This window comes from Pseudomonas laurentiana (genome assembly GCF_014648275.1).
GTDB classification, from domain to species: Bacteria; Pseudomonadota; Gammaproteobacteria; order Pseudomonadales; family Pseudomonadaceae; genus Aquipseudomonas; species Aquipseudomonas laurentiana.
Genome location: NZ_BMQU01000004.1, coordinates 86,997 through 107,860, shown reverse-complemented (window position 1 = coordinate 107,860; position 20,864 = coordinate 86,997). Strand labels below are relative to the sequence as shown.

At 59.9% G+C, this 20,864-nt stretch carries 19 protein-coding genes and 1 pseudogene; 9 read left to right on the top strand and 11 right to left on the bottom strand.

What is annotated here, in order from left to right; all coding sequences use genetic code 11:
* Nucleotides 1-14: 14 nt before the first annotated feature.
* Together IE038_RS05870 and IE038_RS05865 are read right to left on the bottom strand one after the other, a co-directional pair.
* Nucleotides 15-818: an MOSC domain-containing protein gene (locus tag IE038_RS05870; RefSeq protein WP_163939441.1), complete on the bottom strand. Its 804-nt coding sequence runs from the start codon at nucleotides 816-818 to the stop codon at nucleotides 15-17.
* A 75-nt stretch (nucleotides 819-893) separates the two neighbouring features.
* Nucleotides 894-1,829 (bottom strand): chemotaxis protein CheV, encoded by a 936-nt coding sequence (locus tag IE038_RS05865; RefSeq protein ID WP_163939439.1) that lies wholly within the window; start codon nucleotides 1,827-1,829, stop codon nucleotides 894-896.
* Nucleotides 1,830-2,207: 378 nt separating this feature from the next.
* On the opposite strand from IE038_RS05865, the gene IE038_RS05860 reads away from it, so the two are divergent.
* The 5 genes from IE038_RS05860 (at nucleotide 2,208) to IE038_RS05840 (ending at nucleotide 7,927) form a co-directional block, all read left to right on the top strand.
* Nucleotides 2,208-2,630 (top strand): histidine kinase, encoded by a 423-nt coding sequence (locus IE038_RS05860; protein WP_163939438.1) that lies wholly within the window; start codon nucleotides 2,208-2,210, stop codon nucleotides 2,628-2,630.
* A 545-nt stretch (nucleotides 2,631-3,175) separates the two neighbouring features.
* On the top strand, nucleotides 3,176-4,066 hold the full coding sequence (locus IE038_RS05855; protein ID WP_163939436.1) for a sensor histidine kinase: 891 nt from the start codon (nucleotides 3,176-3,178) through the stop codon (nucleotides 4,064-4,066).
* Nucleotides 4,063-4,722 carry a response regulator transcription factor gene (locus IE038_RS05850; protein WP_163939434.1) on the top strand — a complete coding sequence of 220 codons (660 nt, stop codon included), beginning with the start codon at nucleotides 4,063-4,065 and terminating at the stop codon, nucleotides 4,720-4,722. Before IE038_RS05855 ends, IE038_RS05850 begins: the two co-directional genes overlap by 4 nt.
* A gap of 439 nt (nucleotides 4,723-5,161) precedes the next feature.
* Entirely contained in the window at nucleotides 5,162-6,616 is a 1,455-nt protein-coding gene (locus IE038_RS05845; RefSeq protein ID WP_163939432.1) for a mannose-1-phosphate guanylyltransferase/mannose-6-phosphate isomerase, read from the top strand.
* Between the two features lie 63 nt (nucleotides 6,617-6,679).
* A complete protein-coding gene (locus tag IE038_RS05840; RefSeq protein WP_189395297.1) occupies nucleotides 6,680-7,927 on the top strand; it encodes a glycosyltransferase family 4 protein in 1,248 nt (415 codons plus the stop codon).
* On the opposite strand, the gene IE038_RS05835 is transcribed toward IE038_RS05840, so the two are convergent.
* Both IE038_RS05835 and moaB read right to left on the bottom strand, forming a co-directional pair.
* The gene (locus IE038_RS05835; protein ID WP_163935342.1) at nucleotides 7,916-9,103 is read right to left on the bottom strand and encodes a molybdopterin molybdotransferase MoeA; all 1,188 of its coding nucleotides are present in this window, start codon (nucleotides 9,101-9,103) and stop codon (nucleotides 7,916-7,918) included. The genes IE038_RS05840 and IE038_RS05835 overlap by 12 nt on opposite strands.
* Before the next feature lie 22 nt (nucleotides 9,104-9,125).
* Nucleotides 9,126-9,665, bottom strand: coding sequence for a molybdenum cofactor biosynthesis protein B (gene moaB, locus IE038_RS05830; RefSeq protein WP_163935261.1), 540 nt, complete (start codon nucleotides 9,663-9,665; stop codon nucleotides 9,126-9,128).
* A gap of 186 nt (nucleotides 9,666-9,851) precedes the next feature.
* Here moaB and IE038_RS05825 point away from each other — a divergent pair, with 186 nt between their 5' ends.
* Nucleotides 9,852-10,073, top strand: a complete 222-nt coding sequence (locus tag IE038_RS05825; RefSeq protein ID WP_163935265.1) for a YgdI/YgdR family lipoprotein — start codon at nucleotides 9,852-9,854, stop codon at nucleotides 10,071-10,073.
* A 104-nt stretch (nucleotides 10,074-10,177) separates the two neighbouring features.
* A complete protein-coding gene (locus IE038_RS05820) occupies nucleotides 10,178-10,552 on the top strand; it encodes a bacteriocin (protein ID WP_163935268.1) in 375 nt (124 codons plus the stop codon).
* A gap of 135 nt (nucleotides 10,553-10,687) precedes the next feature.
* Here the strand turns inward: IE038_RS05820 and IE038_RS05815 are convergent, their stop codons facing one another.
* From IE038_RS05815 to IE038_RS05805, 4 genes and pseudogenes are all read right to left on the bottom strand, one after another.
* Entirely contained in the window at nucleotides 10,688-12,277 is a 1,590-nt protein-coding gene (locus IE038_RS05815) for a malate:quinone oxidoreductase (RefSeq protein ID WP_163935271.1), read from the bottom strand.
* Between the two features lie 401 nt (nucleotides 12,278-12,678).
* Nucleotides 12,679-13,392 (bottom strand): methyl-accepting chemotaxis protein, encoded by a 714-nt coding sequence (locus IE038_RS25210; protein ID WP_438810751.1) that lies wholly within the window; start codon nucleotides 13,390-13,392, stop codon nucleotides 12,679-12,681.
* 171 nt (nucleotides 13,393-13,563) lie between these two features.
* Nucleotides 13,564-13,722: pseudogene (locus IE038_RS25205) on the bottom strand (HAMP domain-containing protein); the annotation flags it as partial.
* Between the two features lie 816 nt (nucleotides 13,723-14,538).
* A complete protein-coding gene (locus IE038_RS05805; protein WP_163935274.1) occupies nucleotides 14,539-16,332 on the bottom strand; it encodes an ABC transporter transmembrane domain-containing protein in 1,794 nt (597 codons plus the stop codon).
* A gap of 235 nt (nucleotides 16,333-16,567) precedes the next feature.
* On the opposite strand from IE038_RS05805, the gene IE038_RS05800 reads away from it, so the two are divergent.
* Nucleotides 16,568-16,738, top strand: coding sequence for a PA1571 family protein (locus IE038_RS05800; protein ID WP_167524027.1), 171 nt, complete (start codon nucleotides 16,568-16,570; stop codon nucleotides 16,736-16,738).
* A 54-nt stretch (nucleotides 16,739-16,792) separates the two neighbouring features.
* Here the strand turns inward: IE038_RS05800 and pdxB are convergent, their stop codons facing one another.
* Nucleotides 16,793-17,935, bottom strand: coding sequence for a 4-phosphoerythronate dehydrogenase PdxB (gene pdxB / locus IE038_RS05795; RefSeq protein ID WP_163935276.1), 1,143 nt, complete (start codon nucleotides 17,933-17,935; stop codon nucleotides 16,793-16,795).
* 141 nt (nucleotides 17,936-18,076) lie between these two features.
* On the opposite strand from pdxB, the gene IE038_RS05790 reads away from it, so the two are divergent.
* Complete coding sequence (locus IE038_RS05790; protein ID WP_163935279.1) at nucleotides 18,077-19,468, top strand: MATE family efflux transporter; 1,392 nt, start codon at nucleotides 18,077-18,079, stop codon at nucleotides 19,466-19,468.
* On the opposite strand, the gene tusA is transcribed toward IE038_RS05790, so the two are convergent.
* Together tusA and rlmM are read right to left on the bottom strand one after the other, a co-directional pair.
* Complete coding sequence (gene tusA / locus IE038_RS05785; RefSeq protein WP_163935282.1) at nucleotides 19,465-19,719, bottom strand: sulfurtransferase TusA; 255 nt, start codon at nucleotides 19,717-19,719, stop codon at nucleotides 19,465-19,467. The genes IE038_RS05790 and tusA overlap by 4 nt on opposite strands.
* Before the next feature lie 70 nt (nucleotides 19,720-19,789).
* Nucleotides 19,790-20,854 (bottom strand): 23S rRNA (cytidine(2498)-2'-O)-methyltransferase RlmM, encoded by a 1,065-nt coding sequence (gene rlmM, locus IE038_RS05780; RefSeq protein WP_163935285.1) that lies wholly within the window; start codon nucleotides 20,852-20,854, stop codon nucleotides 19,790-19,792.
* Nucleotides 20,855-20,864 lie beyond the last annotated feature (10 nt).

The following is a 20,864-nucleotide window of genomic DNA, read 5'->3' as shown; positions in this document are numbered from 1 at the left end:
CTGCACACCGCTTCTCACTCCAGCACCGTTACCGGCATCCCTACCTCCAGCACACCCTCGCCATCGGCAACCAGGTTTTGCCCGAACATCACATCGCCCTCCTTCTGTCGAAACGTCTTCAACGTAGTCAACGGCTCACGGTCGGCGCTGCGCTCACCCGTCTGCGGGTCAATCGTGGTCAGGATGCAACGGGTACATGGCTTGAGCACGCGAAACGTCTGCGTGCCGATGCGGATGCGTTTCCAACCATCCTCGGCAAACGGAGCACTCCCTTCGACCACCAGGTTTGGTCGAAAGCGCTGCATCGTCAACGGCCGCCCCACACGTTGCACCAAGTCATCAAGCGATGCCTGGCCAATCAACAGCAAGGGAAAACCGTCAGCAAAAGCGACACGGTCGCTATTCTCGCCATACCCGGCAGGCAGGTAGCGGGTACGCTGTTCCGGTACGTGCACCAGGCGTACAGCGATGCCCATGAACACGCTCAACCAGTCCGCCGCCGCATCCCCGGCATCCGGGACACGCAGGGTATCGCGCCAGAGGGTGACACCGCGCAGGTCGTCATCGGGGCCCGGTATGGAAACGCGAAGTGTGTCTTGGCCTGGCGCACTGAGCAGCAGGCCGCCCTCTGCATCATAAAGGGCAGACAATTGACTCATCCGAGGGTGAGCACGCTGGGTCAGGAAGCGCCCGCTGTCGCGCTCCACCAACATCCAGCGTCGGTCTCCAGTCAGCCCCAGCAGCCCACAAGACGACTGCTGTAACACTTCTCCCTGGGCCGACTTGAGAGGGTAACGGTATAACGCGCTCAACTGCATGTGGCCTGCTCCCTGAGGTGTGTAAGGAAGCAAGCTTACACCGCAGACCCAGCTGGCGCTGCTCGAGATGCCCCGTCAGGCGTTGGCCTGGTCAAGCATCAGACGCTCACGCACCACATCAACCAGTTTGTCGGGCTGAAACTTGGAGAGGAAGTTGTCACAACCGACCTTCTTCACCATCGATTCGTTGAAGCTACCCGACAGCGAGGTGTGCAAGACCACGTACAACCCCCGCAAACGGGCATCGCTACGGATCTCGGTGGTCAAGCGGTAACCGTCCATCTCCGGCATTTCCGCATCAGTGAACACCATCAACAGCTTCTCACACACGTCTTCACCGGAATCGGCCCAGCCCTTGAGCATGCGCAATGCCTTCAGACCGTCACTGGCCACATGCATCTTCACCCCGAGTTGAGACAAGGTGTCACGCAACTGCGCCAGTGCCACCGTAGAGTCATCCACCAGCAACACCTCGCGCCCCAAGGCACGGGCCAGCACCGGGTCGTCGAGCTTGTCACGGGACACCTTGGCGCTGTATGGAACAATTTCCGCCAGTACCTTCTCAACGTCGATGACTTCAACCAGTTGATCGTCAACCTTACTGATGGCCGTGAGGTAATGCTGCCGACCCGCACTGCTCGGCGGCGGCATGATGGCCTCCCAGTTCATGTTGACGATCCGATCAACGCCTCCCACCAGGAAGGCCTGCACAGAGCGGTTGTACTCCGTGACGATGATGGTGCTGTCCGGCCCGGGTTGCAGCGGGCGCATGCCGATAGCCTGGGACAGGTCGATCACCGGCAATGTCTGCCCACGAAGATTGACGACACCGCAGACAAACGGATGACGCTGAGGCATCAGCGTCAACTTAGGCAGTTGCAGCACTTCCTGAACCTTGAACACGTTGATGGCAAACAACTGCCGACCAGCCAGACGGAACATGAGGATTTCCAGGCGGTTCTCGCCTACCAGCTGCGTCCGTTGGTCTACCGTATCGAGAATGCCAGCCATTAGAAAACCCCTGTTTCGCAAATTGAATGCTTCGACCCTGTATCGGCCGTTTTTCGCCCAGCTTGACCCCTCAAATAAAATGCCGAGCGCCCATTGATGTCAATTTAGCATCATGCTTTACTGCACTCATCCCCTTCACACCGCCCCATGGCACACCGCAGATAGCATCAGGGAAACCCCTAGCAGCAATCAGGCGAGACCTGATGTTCGCAATATCCATTAGCCATTAATGTGACGCCATTCTCATTGCATGAATGGAGTCAGGCTTTTGTTTGCTATCGCTTGGTTGTGGCCAGCTTCTGCCCCGGCACTGCAAAACGTCCGCCGCCAGGTAAATTATCGGCCCCTGGCCAACCTGCGCCCTGCGGGAGCCGCATAATGCAAGACGACTCACCGGATACGAGCGTGCTACAAGATTTTCTGATTGATGCCGAGGTTCTGCTGACCAAGACCCAGGAATGCCTGCTGCACCTGGAACTGATCGGCAACGATCCAGATGCGATCGACTGCATGGTAGACACACTGGGCTCCCTGGCCAATCGCGCACTGACACACGATCAACCCGAGATTGCCGATTTCTGTCTTCAACTGCGCCTGCTGCTTGAGCCAGAGCGAGACCGCAATCGTTTGCACGGTGAAGCGCTGGATGTGCTGTCTGATTGCCTGACATTGCTTTCCTGGCAACTGGAACTGATCGACCCGCAGACCGGCTTGCTCAGCCTGGATAATCAGGAACAACTTGAGCTCATTGGAAACCTGACTACCACCCTGGGGCCGGAAAAGGCTAGCCGCGCAGAATGAGCCAAGTCGGTTACCCACGACCAGCCGTCGCACGGCGGCCATACGCCTGAAAACAACCCGTAGACCCTTGCTTTTCAACGCCAACTAGACTGAACTAAGGGCAAACTAAGCACGTGATAACACAACTAACTGAACAGGGTAAAACCTACACTAAGTACTAACTTTCAGAAAAATCGACTAGTTCCAGGCAATGCGATCCAAGCCACCCCAGCCTGGATATAAGGCGTGGTATCTCAACGCCACCAGTGATAGCAAAGTGCTACAATCACGAAAAAGCGGAACGAACGTACTACCCAGCAAAATCTGACCATTCAGGCACCTTTGGTACCCGCGACCAAAGGTATGCAAAGTGATAATATGCGCGACTGCGGTCGACAAACAGAATCGCGTTGCTTAATTCATCGCGTTGCCTGTTCGTTGAAGCATGGTCAGCATGCCGAAGTAAAACCAACAATCAACAAGTTGTTTAAGGCAATACGACCAATACCTCTTGTTCGACATTTGACAGGTTTTCAACAGCGATATATTTAGTGGCTTCATTCCCTATGCTCCAACGCCTCATGACTTTCACACGCTGGTCACCCGGAGCCGCTCTATTACGCTGGTTGACGGCCGGGCTTTGCCTGGGTTCGATTACCGCAAACCTGTACCTGTACCTGCACTCGATACCCATGCCTGGCAGCGTTCTGGCATTGCAAGCCTTGGCCATGCTCTGTATTGCATGGCAAATGTTGCTCAGCGCGCGCTCGATAGCACTCCGCCCACAGGAACTCGCCGACCGTATGCTCAAAGTGCAGGAAAGCGAACGCCAGCACCTGAGTCGAGAATTGCACGACGACATTGGTCAATTGCTGACTGCGGCCAAACTACAAGCCGACTGGCTCTATCGTCGCTTGCCAGCAGACCTGCAAGAGCACTGCACGACCCTGCGCAAAACCTTGGACGACACGCTGGCCAATGTCCGCGATGTCTCAGCCATCCTCAATCCCCGGCAACTGACCAGCCTTGGCCTTGAAGCAAGCCTGCGCGCACACCTGCTGCGCACGCTGGAGAACACCGACGTGTTGTGGAGCCTGGATTGCAGGCAACGCATGGACGGCATTCCGCAAGAAACCGCAATCGCTGCCTTTCGGATTACCCAGGAAGCCGTCACAAACATTCTGCGACATGCACGCGCCAGCAATCTGATCGTCTGTATTCAGCGTTTGCCTGAAGGCCTGTCGCTCTCGATTACCGATGACGGCCAGGGTTTCCTGGCCACAGAAAACCTTGGCGATGGCGGCCAACGCGGCCTGACCGGCATGCTCGAACGCATGAACCTGCTGGGCGGCAGCCTTTCGGTAGATAGCCAGCCCGGCCACGGCACAAAGATCCAGGCATTGTTCCCATGGGCACCACGAGCCCTCGAACGCGCCAATGCAAGTAAGACCCCATGACCTGTAAATTACTGCTAGTAGATGACCACTCACTGATTCGTGCCGGCGTGCGCGCACTGGTGTCCGATATTCCGGGCTACACCGTGGTAGGCGAAGCCAATGACGGCAACCAGTTATCCGAACTGGTGCGGCGACTCGACCCCGATATCATCCTGCTGGATATCTCCATGCGTTCAACCAGCGGCCTTGACGCACTGGCACAACTGCGCGCGTCCAACAGCCGCTGCAAGGTCCTGATCCTGTCGATGCACACCGACCCGGAGCTGATCATGCGCTCCCTGGAAAGTGGTGCTCATGGCTACCTGCTCAAAGACACCACCGCCACCGAGCTGGAGCAAGCGCTTACCGCACTGCGTTGCGATGAGCGCTACCTGAGCCCGGCCATCGCCCACACGGTCATCAACCAGGCCCTGCTGAAAGCCAAGACGAACACGCCGGAAACGACTGAAAACCACAACCTCACGGCACGCCAACTGGAAATTCTGCGCCTGATCGTGCGCGGAAAGTCCACCCGGGAGATCGCCAACGGGCTGGGACTGAGCATCAAGACCGTAGAGACCCATCGCTCGCAGATCATGAAGCGCCTGCAAATATACGACGTCGCCGGCCTGGTCCTGTTTGCCGTCCGTGAGCAGATCATCAGTCTGGATGACTGAGCACTGAACACGCCCCAGGCAGATGCACCCACAGTCCTCTTCAGCACTACCTTCGGGCGCAGGCTTCCCCCAAAAACGCCCGTTCATCCAGATTGAGCACCAACCCCTGCACACGCCAGTTGCCTAAGGTGCTCGCGAGCCTGCTGCCCCCCTGCCCCGCAGTTTCTCAACCCGCCACACTCAAGGTCGGGCAACGTCAGTATCGGCTTCGACACCACCCAAACACCCACGATGCAGTGGTCGGAAAATTCCAGCATTCATGGAAATGCCATTGAAAGCGTATCCCCTAACGTGCATTATTCGACAAAATATTGGCAATCAAGGACGACGCCGGTGAAAAAAGTCGGTTTATTGACTCATTGCGCAAGCGCCTGCCAGGTACCTTTTTCTTCCTGTTGCGCTGCGCAATCGCAGCGCCCCTGCTTCGAGGCTATGTGAGATGAGTGTACTGATTCCCTGCATCATCGCCGGCGGCGCTGGCACAAGGCTTTGGCCCGTTTCCCGCGAAGCCATGCCCAAGCCGTTCATACGCATGCCTGACGGCCAGAGCCTGCTACAGAAGACCTTTGCCCGGGCCAGCAACCTCAAGGATGTCGAGCGGGTCCTGACCGTCACCAACCGCGACGTCTTTTTTCGCACCCAGGATGAGTACCGCGCGCTGAACCCGGCACGCGTCGCACTGGACTTTATTCTTGAGCCGTGCGGTCGCAACACCGCACCAGCGATTGCCGCTGCCGCACTGCACTGCGCACGTCATTACGGCGAGGACGCCCAACTGTTGGTACTGCCGGCCGACCACCTGATCAGTGACCTGCAAGCCTTTGAAACCGCCGTAGGGCATGCCAGGGAACTGGCCGGACAGCGTTGGCTGACCACCTTCGGCCTGGTTCCCGACCGCCCTGAGACCGGTTTCGGCTATATCGAAAAGGGCCAACCTCTTGGTGCACAGGGCTATCAGGTCGCGCGCTTCGTTGAAAAGCCTGACGCGACCACCGCACAACGCTACCTGGACGAAGGCCAGCACCTTTGGAACGCCGGCATGTTCTGCATGCGCGTGGATGCCATCCTGCATGAACTGGAAGTGCATGCGCCGCAATTGCTTGCTGACGTCAGTGCGTGCCTGGAAAAGAGCCAGAGCAAAACCGGTAACGGCGAGTTGCAACTGGAGCTTGATGCCTCCAGCTTTGCGCGCGTCCAGGATATTTCCATCGACTACGCAGTCATGGAACCCTCTAAACGGGTAGCCGTGCTGCCCAGCCAACTGGGCTGGAGCGATATTGGGTGCTGGCAAGCCATTCGCGAACTGAAGGATGCCGACCACAATGGCAACCAGTGCAACGGCCAGACCGTACTTCACGACGTGAGCAACTGTTACATCGATTCGCCGCGCCGCCTGGTTGGCGGCCTTGGCCTGGACAACCTGATCATCATTGATACGCCCGATGCGCTGCTGATTGCCGATGCGCAGCGCAGTCAGGAGGTCAAACTGATTGCACAGGAACTCAAACGCCAGGGCCATGACGCTTATCGCCTGCACCGCACCGTGACCCGCCCGTGGGGCACTTACACCGTGCTGGAGGAAGGCAAGCGCTTCAAGATCAAGCGCATCATGGTTCGCCCGGAAGCCTCGCTGTCACTGCAGATGCACCACCACCGCAGCGAACACTGGATCGTGGTCAGCGGAATGGCGATGGTGACCAACGGCGAAGAAGAATTTCTGCTCGACACCAATGAGTCCACCTTCATCAAACCCGGTTGCACCCATCGCCTGCGCAATCCGGGAGTCATCGACCTGGTGATGATCGAAGTACAAAGTGGCGAATACCTGGGCGAGGATGACATCGTACGCTTTACTGATATCTACGGACGCGCTCCAGAGCCGATCATCGGCTGACGTAGACCGGCGTGCCTTTCATATCAGCCAGCGTTGCCCGACCGACGATCGAGGAAAGGGTTCATGCGCGTACTCTGGACACTGCCTTACCTGCCTTGGCCGACGACCAGCGGCGGCAAAACCCGTCAGTACAACCTGATGCGCGGCCTGGCCCAACGCGGCCACCGCATCACGTTGCTGGTGCAATCGAAAGTCCCCCTCGGAGACGCAGCACGGCAAGCGCTCGAACCTTGGGTCGAGCGCTTGATCGCACTGCCCAGGCGCCCGCTGCACAGCCCGCTGAACCTTCTCGCAGCGTTCTATGTCAGCTACCCGATGCGGGCCAGCATCAACGGCCTGGCACCCCACCTGCGGCATTGCTTCGAGCATTTGCTGCAAGAACACTGGGACGTGATACAGATTGAGCACAGCTACAGTTTTCAGCCATTCGAGAAGGCCCTGCAGTCAAGCAGACTGCCGTTCATCATCAGTGAACACACCGTAGAGTCTATTGCAGGCGCTGCCCGCCAGGACCAACTGCCCTTGTGGCTGCGCCCTTTCAATACCTTCGACCGCTGGCGCTACCGGTACTGGGAAACTCGGGTATTGCGCCAAGCCAGCGAAGTGATCGCGGTGAGCGAAAACGACGCTCGGCAGATCAGCCGAATGACAGGTCGCCCCTGCCCCATCGTGATCAATGGCGTCGACTGCGAGCACTACCACTCCGTGAGCCCGGCACTGCATAGCCAGCGCCTGTTGTTTGTCGGTAATTTCGAGTACGGCGCCAACCTCAGTGCCATCGAGTGGGCCCTCGACGACATCATGCCTAAAGTCTGGCTGAGCAACCCGGCAGTCCGCGTGGCGATCGCCGGGCACGCGTTGCCAGAACAGTTGAAGTTGCACTGGAACGATCCGCGCATCGAATGGGTCGGCTACCTGCCAGACCTGCGCGACATACAACGTCACTCGGCGATTTTCCTCGCGCCGCTACGCCATAGAGGCGGCTGCAAGGTCAAGGTGCTGGAAGCCATGGCGGCCGGCCTGCCCGTGGTCACCACCAGCCAAGGCGTCTCAGGCCTGACAGTCAACAATGGCGAACACTACCTGGGCAGCGACGACAGCGACGGGCTGGCCTTGATGATCACCCAACTGCTCAACCAACCCTGGCGCATGCGGCAATTGTCAGAGGCTGCGCGCCAGTACGTCCGCACAACGCACGACTGGAGCGTTGCAGCAGCGCAACTTGAAGCGGTGCATGCCCGCGTCAGCATGCTGCCCAGGGCAAACAATACCCGCCTGGACAGCGACCTGCTGAGTCGTTCAGCCGAGTAGCTCGCTCAATGGAATGAACTGCAGCATATCGCCTGGTACGAGCGTTTGCCCTTCGCGAACCTCAACCAGACCCTCTGCCCATGCGGCACTGCGCAGCACGCCCGAGCTCTGGTTTTTATAGATCCGCGCTTGCCCTTGCTCGATGCGTCCGCGCAGGTACTCCCTGCGACCGCCGGCCTTGGGCCATTCAAAGCCAGCCGGCACGGCGAACTGCAGAGGCGTGACGTCCTGAACACCCTGGCGGCGCAACAGGTAGGGACGCGTCAACAGACCGAAGGTCACCAGTGTCGACGCAGGATTACCAGGCAGGCCAACCACCGGCACGCCCCGGTAATGCCCAAAGGTCAGCGGCTTGCCTGGTTTGATCCCCAGCTTCCAGAGCCCCAACTCGCCTTCCTCACGCAGGGCGATACCCAGGTAGTCAGCCTCACCGACCGAAACACCGCCAGTGGAGAGGATCAGGTCGACATCCACAAGGCGCCCCAGGCATTCGCGGGTTTTCTGCAGATCGTCCGCCAGAATACCCACATCAACCACGTCGCAACCCAAGCGCTGCAACCAGGCGGCCAGCAGCCGTCGATTGCTGTTGTAGATCTGCCCGGGCCCCAACGGCAAGCCGGGCTCAACCAGCTCATCACCGGTCGACAGCAACGCCACCCGCACCCGCCGAACCACGGTCAGCTCAGCACAGCCCAGTGATGCCGCCAGGCCCAACTCGATAGGCCCCAGACGCGTACCGGCAGCCAGTACGTGTTCACCGGCGCGCGTTTCCTGGCCTTGTGGGCGGATGTTCTGGCCAACGCGCAGCGGCTGAGTGAAGCGCACCCGCTGATCAGCCAGAACCTCGGTATTTTCCTGCATTTCCACGCAATCGGCGCCTGCCGGCATTGGTGCACCGGTGAAAATGCGCGCACAGGTACCCGGTTCCAGCGGTGTCGGCGCATGACCGGCAAATATCCGCTGGCTCACCACCAGCGGCTCATTCTGCCAATCGGCCAAGCGCAAGGCATAACCGTCCATGGCACTGTTAGGCCAAGGCGGCAGGTCAAGGGTGGCAACCAGTTCGCGGGCCAGTACACGGCCTTCGGCGTCAGCCAGACAGACCTGTTCATGCTCACGAATAGGCGCACTGTCAGCCAACGCCAGCAAACGCTCAAGGGCCTGCTCGACCGACATCAGCGGCTTCACCGCCGCAGACTCAGCCACGGCTCTGGCAGGGTTCGGCCTGCTTGAGATGGGTCACGAAATTGCACGGACGATGACGGGCATCCAACTGCTCGGCCAGGATGCCGTCCCAGCCGGTACGGCACGCGCTGGTCGAACCCGGCAGGCAACACACCAGCGTGCCATTGGCCAGGCCGGCGAGTGCGCGCGACTGTATGGTAGAGGTGCCAATATCGGCCAAAGAGATATGCCGGAACAGCTCACCAAAACCATCAACCTGCTTGTCCAGCAGGCACGTCACCGCTTCGGGCGTGCTGTCACGCCCGGTGAACCCCGTGCCACCGGTAATCAGCACCACTTGAACCTGTTCATCTGCAATCCAGGTGGCGACCTGAGCCCTGATTTTGTAGAGATCATCCTTGAGCAGTACACGCGCTGCGAGGGCATGCCCGGCCGTCGTAAGACGTTCGACAAAGACCTCACCCGAGGTGTCGGTTTCAAGCGTACGGGTATCACTGACGGTCAACACCGCGATGTTGAGCGGCACAAAAGGTACTTCAGCCTTGGCTTTCATGGGACCTTGAATCCATTGGTAGGAACACATGCCGGCTGTTATATCACAGGCCATCCCAACCCGAGCCCGGCAGTGCCCCGACCATGAGCAGTGCTTCCCAGCTATGCTGCATTGAACAAGGAATTCGCTGTAATGACATCCGCCTGAAGGACACTACTGCGTTCTACCCACGACTGGAGATGCACGATGATCCAACGAACCTTGCCCGCATTCCTCCTTGCACTGGGCCTGGGCACCCTGGCGGGCTGCTCATCGCCAGCCGTGATCACCCTGAACGATGGGCGCGAAATCCAGACCATCGACACGCCCACGTACAATGACGACTCCGGCTTCTACGAGTTCGAGCAACTGGACGGCAAGCGCAACCGCGTCAACAAAGACCAGGTCCGTACGGTCAAAGACCTTTGAAACAGGCATGCTGCCATACAGCACCAATGGTCAGCACAGATTGCCGGCATCGACGAACGCCCTCAGAATACGCGCCCTTTTCTCCTGTTCTGAGGTTGTTTCACATGCGTAAGACTCTTGCCGCCATTACTCTGGGCCTGCTGTGCGCACAAGGCGCATGGGCTGGCGATGGCACGACGGCAATCGGCGGTGGCCTGGGCGGCGTACTGGGCAACGTTGTCGGTCAGAAACTGGGCGGTAGCACGGGTGCGGCGGTCGGCGCTGGCGTCGGCGGTGCGGCGGGCAGTGCAATGACTGCGAAGAAGGGCAACAAAGTCAAGGCGGCCATTGGTGGTGGCCTGGGATCGGCAGGCGGCTCCCTGATTGGCGGCAAGCTCGGTGGCAGCACCGGTTCGGCCATCGGCGCAGGCCTGGGTGGTGCTGCCGGTGGCGCACTGGGCAATAACCTGGCCGACGGCAGCAAGAAACGTCGTCACTGATTCAACGCCTGCGCCCTGCAGGTCGTAGCCTCTGCATCGCTGGCAAGCCCAACTCCAACAGCCTCATGCTGCCTTTGTTGGAGTCGGCTTGCCAACGATGTGTCCTGGCGATACTGACGATAACGCCCGCTGTACCTACATCGCGGCCTGGGCAGCCGTTTCCTCAGGCAATACCGGTGCGAAGTTCAGTTGCAGGCGCTCGCTGCTCCAGGCACGGGTCGTGTTGGTCAGCTCAAGGTTGTTGTTGAGCTTCTGGCCATAGGTTGGAATGATCTGCTTCAGCTTGGCCTGCCATTCAGGGGTCTTGATGCGATCCTTGAAGGTCTTTTCCAACACGCTCAGCATGATCGGTGCAGCGGTGGAAGCACCTGGCGACGCCCCCAACAATGCAGCGATGGTGCCGTCCTCGGACGCCACGACCTCAGTGCCGAACTGCAAGATGCCACCGTGCACAGGGTCTTTCTTGATCACCTGAACGCGCTGGCCGGCCTGAAGCAGTGTCCAGTCTTCGTTCCGAGCATTCGGGAAGTACTCGCGCAGGGCCGCCATGCGGTCGTCGAAGCTCAACATCAACTGCCCCATCAGGTAGGTGCTCAGGTCAATGTTATCGATACCCGCGTGGGTCATTGGCATGATGTTGTGGCGGGTCAGCGCAGCGAACATGTCCAGCAACGAGCCGTTCTTCAGGAACTTGGTCGAGAAGGTGGCAAACGGACCAAACAGCAGCACTTCCTTGCCATCGATCATCCGGGTGTCCAGGTGCGGAACCGACATGGGTGGCGCACCGACCGAAGCCTTGCCATACAACTTGGCCTTGTGGCGCGCAACGATGTCCTGGTTGTCCGTCATCAGGAACTGACCGCCAACCGGGAAGCCGGCATAACCGTCTGCCTCTGGAATACCCGACTTCTGCAACAGCTTGAGCGCACCACCACCGGCACCAATGAAGACGAACCTGGCCTTGACGCTGGTTTCGACCCCTTTATTGGCCAGGTCGGCAACGACCACGGTCCAGGTGTTGTCGGTGTTGCGAACAATGTCACGGACTTCATGCTGAACGTGCAACGTGACGTTGTCGTGCTGGGTCATCGACGCAAACAGCTGGCGGGTAATCTCCCCGAAGTTGACGTCGGTGCCGATCGGCATGCGTGTGGCAGCGATCTTCTGGTCGGCAGCACGGCCTTCCATGACCAGCGGTACCCACTGCGCGATCTGCTTGTGGTCTTCGCTGTACTCCATGCCGCGGAACAACGAGCTGTGTTGCAGTGCAGCATGACGCTTCTTGAGGAATTCGACGTTCTTGTCCCCCCAGACGAAGCTCATGTGCGGCACATTGTTGATGAACGACTTCGGGTTGCTCAACACATTGTGCTCAACCTGATAGGCCCAGAATTGCTTGGAAATTTCGAACTGCTCGTTGACCCCCACAGCCTTGCTGATGTCGATCGAGCCATCAGCAGCTTCGCTGGTGTAGTTCAGTTCGCAGAACGCGGAGTGACCGGTACCGGCGTTGTTCCAGGCGTTGGAGCTTTCTTCGGCAACCTTGTCCATGCGCTCATAGATGTCGATGGACCATTCAGGCTCCAGCTCGTTGAGGTAGGTACCAAGGCTTGCGCTCATGATGCCGCCGCCGATCAGCAGCACGTCTACGGTTTTCTCGGGCTCGCTGGGCTTGGAGCAACCGATGACGCTCAGGCACAGGAGCGTCAGCAGAATTTTTTTCATGGTTCAATCCAATTGAAGTGAAGTAATTGGCAATGACTGCTCGCCCCGTTATGCACGCCCGGTTTTTTATTCTTGCTCGCGCAGGCCAACGCACCGGGCGACCGGGTATTCAGGCAGCAGAGCCTGGACACCGGCGCGATGGCTGGCGGCTGGGGTTGTTCGATGGATCGGGGAACAGTGGTCACGCCGTGCGGTTATCTGAAACAGCAACCGCGGGGGTGCTTGCATGGCCGAAGCCAGCGTCGCCTTAAAGCAGGAAGCGGGCCAACCACTCTAAAACCAACGACCAATGGCTAAACCGTGTCAGCACGGGCATAGTGAGTGGTTTTCGTGGCGACAATCCGCCACATTGCCACGCCGCAATGGCAGGCAAGTGGCGGATTCCCCCCTCCGCAGGAGGGTCAGGCGCTAAGGTTGGCCGTGACTGCGCCCAGTTGCCCGGACAGCTCGTGCAGGCGGCCACCGGCCTGCTCGGTATGTTGCACCGCTTCCTGGTTGGCGGTCGCAATCCGCGTGATTTCCACCAGGTTGCGCGAGATATCATCCGCCACGCTGGTCTGTTCTTCCGCAGCAGTGGCAATCTGCCGGTTCATGTCACGAATCGCTTCCACCGCCAAGGTGATGCGCTGGAGCATTTGCCCCGCGCGCTGGACTTGCTCAGCCCCCTCCTCACTGCGCACCTGACCACTCTCGATGGCCTTGACCGCCTCCATGGCTCCCGACTGTACCGCGCTGATGATCTGATTGATCTCGGCAATCGACGCCCCGGTGCGCTGAGCCAGACTACGCACCTCATCAGCGACGACCGCAAAACCACGGCCAGCCTCACCAGCACGCGCCGCTTCAATGGCTGCGTTGAGTGCCAGCAGGTTGGTCTGCTCGGCGATGCCGTGAATAACCTCCAGCACTTTGCCAATCCGTGCGCTGTCGTGCTCCAGGTTGCGAATCACTCCCGCCGTACCGACGATCTCCTGATTGACTGCCGCAATCGTATCGATGGTGGCCTGCATCACCTGCTCGCCCGCCTGGGCATTGTGGTCTGCCTCGTCGGCGGCACGCGCCGCTTCGGCGGCATGGCGCGCGACCTCCTGCGCGGTGGCAGACATCTCGTGCATGGCAGTAGCCACCTGATCGGTACGCTGGAACTGGTCCTCCGTGCCACGGGCCATGCCGCCGGCGATGGTTCGTAACTCGCCACTGGCCGATTCAAGGTCTACCGCGTTGCCCTGCAGACGCCGAAAGGTGTCTGCAAGGAAGTCGCGCAAGGTATTGGCCGCCAACGCCAGGCGCCCAAGCTCATCCTGACGATCACTGGCAACCCGGGCATCAAAACGGCCTTGGCTGAGGTGCGCGACATACTCAATCAGCTTGCGGATCGGCTCGACAATGTTGCGATTGACCAGCGAAACGCTAAGCAACCCCACGAGCACAGCCGAGCCGAACATGATCAGCAACCCCAGCCACACCGTACGCTGCGCCGCTTCACTGATGCTGGCAGCACGCCCCTTGGCATCCGCGCGCAACTGGCCGACCAGCTCGCTCATCTGCTCACTGGTCGCACGGTCTACGCCCTTGACGGCCTGATCGCCAGCAAAGGGGTCGCCGCCTGCGGCCAAAAAGGCTTCACGCCCTTTGGCATAGGCCGCCCCCAACTGACGATGGCTGTCCTTGAGCTGCACAAGGCGCGCCTTGAGCGCAGGCTCCAGCGCGTTACCATTGATCAGTTGCGCCAGAATATCCTGCACTTGCTGCTCGCGCGCCTGGAACTGCTGCCAGTACTTATCCAGTTCCGCTGGTTGCTTGCCCCGCAGCAGTACGTTTTTCCACTCCTGAACCTGGACCTTGAATTGCAGGTTGGCCTCATCAATCAGTTGTGACGCCTGTAGCGGCCCATCCACCAACTCACCGTATCCACGCACGCTGGCAGAAAGAAACTGGAAGCAAACCAGGGCAATCAGCAACATTGCCAACACACTGCCGCCAAGCAGGGCAAGAATTTGCATCCGTAGGGATTTACGCAGGAACATCGGGCAGGGTCTCACAACAAGGTAGGGGTCTGTGTTCCGATGCAAGACGCACCGGACACCTGGAGACATCCTTGTCTCCCTTGGCAAGCAGCCAACATCAGCACTAGACAGCCATCAGAGATGGCAGCCCATCACTCAAGCGCTATGTAACAGCGGGTTACGATAGTCTCAGGGGATTACTACAGAAATGTGACAGACGGTATGAGGGCTGTCATGAAAATGTAAAGCGCTTGCTTACACCTTGCTATCGGCCTCATGTGGCGAATCTGCAGCGCCAAACTGCAACGCCGCCAGCCGGGCATACAGCGGACTTTCGGCAATCAACTGTCGATGCGTCCCGACCGCCACCAGCCGACCCCGATCGATCACAGCGATCCTGTCGGCATGCTGCACGGTTGCCAGGCGGTGAGCGATCACCAGCGTGGTTCGTCCGGCCATCAACCCAGGCAAGGCCTGCTGGATCAAATGCTCGCTCTGCGCATCCAGCGCACTGGTCGCTTCGTCGAGCAAGAGGATCGGCGCATCCACCAGCAGCGCCCGGGCAATGGCCAGGCGCTGGCGTTGACCACCGGAAAGCCCGAGCCCTGACTCACCCAAATGCGTTTGATAGCCCTGAGGCAGTTGCAGGATGAACTCATGGGCATGAGCACTGCGCGCAGCCGCCTCAACCTCGGCACTGCTGGCATCGGCACGGCCGTAGCGGATGTTGTCCTCGACCGAGCCGTAGAACAACGCGGGGTTCTGTGCGACCAGCGCAAAGTTTCGCCGCAGATCCTGCGGATCGAGCCGATCGACCGGCAGGCCGTCCAGCAGGATCTGCCCGGCCTGTGGATCATAAAAACGCAGCAGCAGATCAAACAGCGTTGATTTACCGGCGCCAGACGGTCCGACCAACGCCAGGGTCTCACCCGGCGCCACCACCAGGCTCAAGCCATCAATAGCGGCCGGGTTCGGTCGCGATGGATAGGCAAAGCGCACTTCACGCAGCTCCAATTGACCGCTGACATGCTCCGGCAGGCGCATCAAGCCTTGCGCTGGCGAAACGATCTCGCTCCGCGCAGCCAGCAGTTCAGCAATCCGCTCCGCAGCGCCCGCCGCACGCTGAAGCTCGCCGATCACCTCGCTCAAGGTGCCAAACGCACTGCCGACGATCAGGCTGTAGAACACGAACGCGGCCAGCTCACCGCCGGAAATACGCCCCGCGATTACGTCCATACCCCCGACCCAGAGCATTACCCCCACCGCCCCCAGTACCAGGACGATGACCAAGGTGATCAGCCAGGCCCGCTGCAGAATACGTTGACGCGCTGTATCAAACGCTGCTTCGACGGTCACACTGAAACGGCGCTGATCGCTGCCCTGGTGGTTGTAGGCCTGCACGGTCTTGATTTGCCCCAGGGTTTCGGCCACATAACTGCCGACATCCGCGACCCGATCCTGACTCTGACGTGACAGGCTACGCACCCGTCGACCGAAAACCAGTATCGGTACCAGGACCAAGGGCAACGCCAGCACCACAATGCTGGTCAGCTTCGGGTTGGTCACGAACAACAGCACGATGCCACCCACCACCATCAAAGCGTTGCGCAAAAACAACGAGAGCGAAGAGCCGATCACGGACTGCAGCAATGTCGTATCAGCGGTCAGGCGCGACTGTATTTCTGAGCTGCGGTTGCTCTCGAAGAAGCCGGGATGCAGGTAGATCAAGTGATCAAACACCTGCTGGCGGATATCAGCAACAACGCGCTCGCCAATCCATGACACCAGATAGAAGCGGGTAAAGGTGCCTACCGCGAGGGCCAGCACCAGCAACAAGAACAGGCCGATAGACTGATTCAACAGCGTTGGCGACTGGGTCATGAAGCCCTGGTCAACCATCAAGCGAATCCCCTGCCCCATCGACAAGGTAATCGCCGCCGTCAGTACCAGCGCGACCAGCGCGGCGATGGCCTGTTTTCGATACGGGCGGATAAAGCGCCAGGCCAGTTGAATGGCCTGACGTTGTCGAGAAGACAGACGGAAGATCATGAGAATGCCATTTTCAGTCGATTTGCAGCAGCCTACACCCGAGCGCCGGAATGAGCACATGACTTAAGCCGCGCCCTCACAGTCCCTAGTACATTTCGTTCTAAAGTGCCACTGGCAGTTTGCATGGCTTTCTGGTGGACTTGGCACATGCGCGACGACGAGCGAGGGAGCCTTGTCACAGGGCGGTCATCGTGCAGATCTAGGCTGAGCTTGCAACCTGATGAGGAGACAGGATATGAGCTTGCAGAACAGTGGCACATCGCAACAAGCGTCGACACACGCCCACCCGGCCTGTGGCTCGATCATTGATGCCCAGGGTCGTGAGATCCCGATCACTGAGCAAATGATCCAGAAAGCGTGCCAGGACCTGGAAAAGAGTCGGGAAAAAACCGCCAAGAAGGCCTGATCACTACAGACTTCCTGAACCCGGCGCCAGCGCCGGGTTTTTACTGCCTGCCGTTCAGACCTCTACCGCCCCTAGCGCAGCGATCATCCGCCGCAAGGCCGGCGATTCACCGTTGACCCGCACGGCAAGGCCTTCAATTTCGCGCCGTGCCGGATACTGCTTGCGCAAGAGGTCGAACGCCGCTCGCTGCCTGAGCGGATCAGGACTAAGGCTACGACGGAAATCCGCATCATCACGGCGCGGGTCATAGACCGCACGGCACAACGTGGCCAAGGCCCAGGCCGGATCGGTTTCAGCCTCAAGGCTCAGTTGGGCCAGCCACGGTCGCGGTAACAGATCGGCCAGTTTCACCTGCTCGGGTTCACCACGCCAGGCGCAGAACGCCTGATAGATTTGTGCGGTACCGCGTTGCTTGCCGTCCAGGCTGTAACCGGCAATATGCGGCGTGGCCAGCACACACAGGTCGGCAAGTGCCAAATCGACCTGCGGCTCACCTTCCCAGACATCCAGGACCGCCTGAACATCTTCACGGGCAAGCAGCAGCTCACGCAGCGCCGCATTATCCACCACCGGTCCACGGCTGGCATTGATCAGCCATGCACCAGGTCGCAGACGTGCCAGCCGCTCGCTGTCCAGCAGATGCCAGGTGGCATGTTCACCGGCGCGGGTCAGTGGCGTGTGCAGGCTGATTACGTCGCACTCGGCGAGAATACGCTCCAGGCCAACGTAATCCCCGCCTTCACGGGCCTGACGCGGTGGGTCGCAGACCAACACCGACCAACCCAACCCGCGCAGCACATCGACCAACCGCCGCCCCACTTCACCAGCACCGACCACGCCATACGTACGCTCAGCCAGATTCAGGCCATCGAGTTCACCCAGCGTCAGCAGGCTCCCCAGTACATAGTCCACGACACCGCGGGCGTTGCAGCCCGGCGCACTGGACCAGCGAATCCCCACCTGCTCGAAATAATCCAGGTCGAGGTGGTCTGTACCAATGGTGCAGGTGCCGACAAAACGCACCTTGCTGCCTTCCAGCAAGGCCCGATCGACCTGAGTCACCGAGCGCACCAGCAGCACGTCAGCGTCCCGCACACAGGCGCTGTCAATGGCGCGCCCCGGATAACGGCGAATTTCGCCGAAGCCGGCAAAAAACGCATCGAGCAGCGGAATATTCTCGTCGGCAACAATCAGCATGGTGATCTCCTGTCGGGGTGCGCAGTTTAGGCGCATCGCCCCCCGCCAATCCAGTCACAGGTTGTTTCCTGACCGATCCGTCAACGGTTAGACTAGGCAGTTTTCCGCACCTTTACTGTGGACACCTGCCTTGTGACACTCATGAACACCGACACCGCCACGCGCTCTCGACCCGCGCGCATTCGCGCCGAGCTGAGCACCCTGATGCGCCTGGCCACCCCCATCATCATCGCGCAACTGGCGACCACGGCCATGGGTTTCGTCGATGCGGTAATGGCCGGACGGGTCGGCCCCCGTGACCTTGCCGCCGTAGCGCTTGGCAACTCCATCTGGATACCCGTCTTTCTACTGATGACCGGCATCCTGCTGGCAACCACCCCCAAGGTTGCCCAGCGCTTCGGCGCTGGCCAGCATGCCGAAATCGGTCCACTGGTACGCCAGGCGCTATGGCTGGCGCTGGCAGTCGGGATCGGCGCCAGCCTGTTGCTCATCAGTGCCGAGCCGATCCTGCACCTGATGAAGGTCGATGCCGAGTTGATCGCACCCTGCATGGGTTACCTGAAAGGGATCGCCTTCGGCCTGCCAGCCGTCGCCCTTTACTATGTCCTGCGCTGTAGCAGCGACGGCCTGGGTCGCACGCGTCCAAGCATGGTGGTGGGGCTCGCGGGACTGATGCTGAACATCCCACTGAACTACATCTTCATCTATGGCCACCTGGGCCTGCCTGCGATGGGCGGCGTCGGCTGTGGCTGGGCCAGCGGCATCGTCATGTGGTTCATGGCCGTGTGCATGGCGGCCTGGATCGCCCGGGCACCGGTCTATCGTCCGACCCAGGTATTTGCCCGCTTCGACTGGCCCCAATGGGCACTGATCAAGCGCCTGCTGAACATCGGCCTGCCCATTGGTATTGCGGTGTTTGCAGAGTCGAGCATCTTTGCCGTGATCGCCCTGTTGATCGGTAGCCTCGGCTCAACCGTTGTGGCGGGGCATCAGATCGCCCTCAACGTCAGCTCCCTGGTGTTCATGATCCCGTATTCGCTGGGCATGGCTGTCACCGTGCGGGTTGGCCAGGCCATCGGTGCCGGCGAGCCGCGCGAGGCGCGTTTTGCTGCGGGCGTCGGCATGGCCACGGCGCTTGCCTACGCCTGCTTTTCAGCAAGCCTGATGCTGCTGATGCGCGAACCCATCGCCTCGATCTACACCACAGACAACACCGTGATCCAGATTGCCTCGATGCTGATCGTCTATTCGGCGCTGTTCCAGTTCTCCGACGCTATCCAGGTCACCGCGGCTGGCGCGCTGCGCGGCTATCAGGACACACGGGTGACCATGATCCTGACCCTGTTCGCGTACTGGGGTATCGGCCTGCCGGTGGGCTACCTGCTTGGCATGACCAACTGGCAGGGCGACGCCAGCGGGCCGAGCGGCCTCTGGGAAGGCCTGATTGTCGGCCTGACCTGCGCCGCATTGATGCTGTCGGTGCGCCTGGTGCGCAGTGCGCGCAAGCGCATCCGGCAGGCAGCGGCGGCTTAATCGAGCTTCTTGCGGATCCAGTACAGATAAGTGCCTGACTGCTCCTGCTGCTCGACCAGTTCATGGCCTAGGAACACGCAGAACTTGGGAATGTCGCGACGAGTCGAAGGGTCGGTCGCGATGACCTTGAGCAGGCCGCCAGCGCTCAGATCTCGCACATACTGATGCAGCATCATCACCGGCTCGGGGCAGTTCAGACCACTGGCATCAAGGACTGCATCGGCTGTCAGGGTGGAATCGGTATCCGTCATGTATTTCTCCGAATGCTAGGTAACTACTGTCGTGCACGGGCTCGTTGAACCGCTGTTGCCAGCGACAGCCTCAACGCGGTTTCATGTCCAGTCGACGCAAGTGGCAAGTGACCTCTTCACGGTCGTGATACAACTGCTTGCAGCCAATCGATACCTTGACCTTGCGCGCCTTGAAGCCCTCTTCGATGCGCTCCAGCAAGCGCCGAACCTCGGCATAGCGCTGCTTCATCGGCAACTTCAGGTTGACCACCGCCTCACGGCACAGGCCCTCACCCAGCCAGGTTTCCAGCAGCGCCGCACTGCGCGCCGGCTTCTCGACGATGTCACAGACCATCCAGTCTACGGTCTGCTTGGGCTTGTAGGTAAAACCATCGGCCATCAAGTGCTGGACCAACCCTGTGTCCATCAGGCTTTCAGCCATGGGGCCGTTGTCGATAGCCGTCACCAGCATACCGCGCTTGACCAGTTGATAGGTCCAGCCACCTGGCGCAGCGCCAAGGTCGACACCGGTCATGTCATCCGACAAGCGCTGTGGCCATTGATCGCGTGGAATAAAGTGATGCCAGGCTTCTTCCAGCTTAAGGGTTGAACGGCTTGGGGCTTCACGAGGGAATTTCAGTCGCGGGATCCCCATCGGCCACATGGCCGAATTGTCAGCCGCTGCCAGCCCGACAAAGACACGTCGGCCACTGACAAAGGTCAGCAGCAAGCGCGGCTTGGCAGCGTCTTCCACCAGCCGGCCCGCGTTGAGCAACGCCTTGCGCAGCGGCCCCTCGAACTTGCGGCAGAACGTCGACAGCTCCTTGCCGTCATTACTGTCCATGACCTCCAGCCAGAGGCTGCCGCACACCGGGTACTCGACCAAAGCCTCCAGCAGTACGCTGATCCGGTCGGTTTCGGGCAACTCGACAAAACTGCCACGGGCCCATTGCCGAGGAAAAATCAGCTGCGAGAAGCGCAGTTCGCGCATCAGCCGCTCGGCACCTTCGGCGTCGTTGCAGATGAACTCGGCGCACGCGCTTTGCGGTTTGGCCTTGGCATAACCGGCCACATTCAATCGCGCGGCATGCTCGGCGATTTCAGAACAGACTTCGCCCTCGAAACCGGGCCGACAGTGCATAAACAGGGTATTCATCAATCACTCC

Coding starts and splice junctions, on each gene's coding strand:
- IE038_RS05790 (WP_163935279.1), top strand. CDS start 18,077: ATGAACACCGACACCGCCACGCGCTCTCGACCCGCGCGCATTCGCGCC.
- IE038_RS05820 (WP_163935268.1), top strand. CDS start 10,178: ATGCGTAAGACTCTTGCCGCCATTACTCTGGGCCTGCTGTGCGCACAA.
- IE038_RS05865 (WP_163939439.1), bottom strand. CDS start 1,829: ATGGCTGGCATTCTCGATACGGTAGACCAACGGACGCAGCTGGTAGGC.
- moaB (WP_163935261.1), bottom strand. CDS start 9,665: ATGAAAGCCAAGGCTGAAGTACCTTTTGTGCCGCTCAACATCGCGGTG.
- IE038_RS05860 (WP_163939438.1), top strand. CDS start 2,208: ATGCAAGACGACTCACCGGATACGAGCGTGCTACAAGATTTTCTGATT.
- IE038_RS05800 (WP_167524027.1), top strand. CDS start 16,568: ATGAGCTTGCAGAACAGTGGCACATCGCAACAAGCGTCGACACACGCC.
- rlmM (WP_163935285.1), bottom strand. CDS start 20,854: ATGAATACCCTGTTTATGCACTGTCGGCCCGGTTTCGAGGGCGAAGTC.
- IE038_RS05855 (WP_163939436.1), top strand. CDS start 3,176: ATGCTCCAACGCCTCATGACTTTCACACGCTGGTCACCCGGAGCCGCT.
- IE038_RS05850 (WP_163939434.1), top strand. CDS start 4,063: ATGACCTGTAAATTACTGCTAGTAGATGACCACTCACTGATTCGTGCC.
- IE038_RS05845 (WP_163939432.1), top strand. CDS start 5,162: ATGAGTGTACTGATTCCCTGCATCATCGCCGGCGGCGCTGGCACAAGG.
- IE038_RS05825 (WP_163935265.1), top strand. CDS start 9,852: ATGATCCAACGAACCTTGCCCGCATTCCTCCTTGCACTGGGCCTGGGC.
- IE038_RS05805 (WP_163935274.1), bottom strand. CDS start 16,332: ATGATCTTCCGTCTGTCTTCTCGACAACGTCAGGCCATTCAACTGGCC.
- tusA (WP_163935282.1), bottom strand. CDS start 19,719: ATGACGGATACCGATTCCACCCTGACAGCCGATGCAGTCCTTGATGCC.
- IE038_RS05840 (WP_189395297.1), top strand. CDS start 6,680: ATGCGCGTACTCTGGACACTGCCTTACCTGCCTTGGCCGACGACCAGC.
- IE038_RS05815 (WP_163935271.1), bottom strand. CDS start 12,277: ATGAAAAAAATTCTGCTGACGCTCCTGTGCCTGAGCGTCATCGGTTGC.
- IE038_RS05835 (WP_163935342.1), bottom strand. CDS start 9,103: ATGTCGGTCGAGCAGGCCCTTGAGCGTTTGCTGGCGTTGGCTGACAGT.
- IE038_RS25210 (WP_438810751.1), bottom strand. CDS start 13,392: ATGCACGAGATGTCTGCCACCGCGCAGGAGGTCGCGCGCCATGCCGCC.
- IE038_RS05870 (WP_163939441.1), bottom strand. CDS start 818: ATGCAGTTGAGCGCGTTATACCGTTACCCTCTCAAGTCGGCCCAGGGA.
- pdxB (WP_163935276.1), bottom strand. CDS start 17,935: ATGCTGATTGTTGCCGACGAGAATATTCCGCTGCTCGATGCGTTTTTT.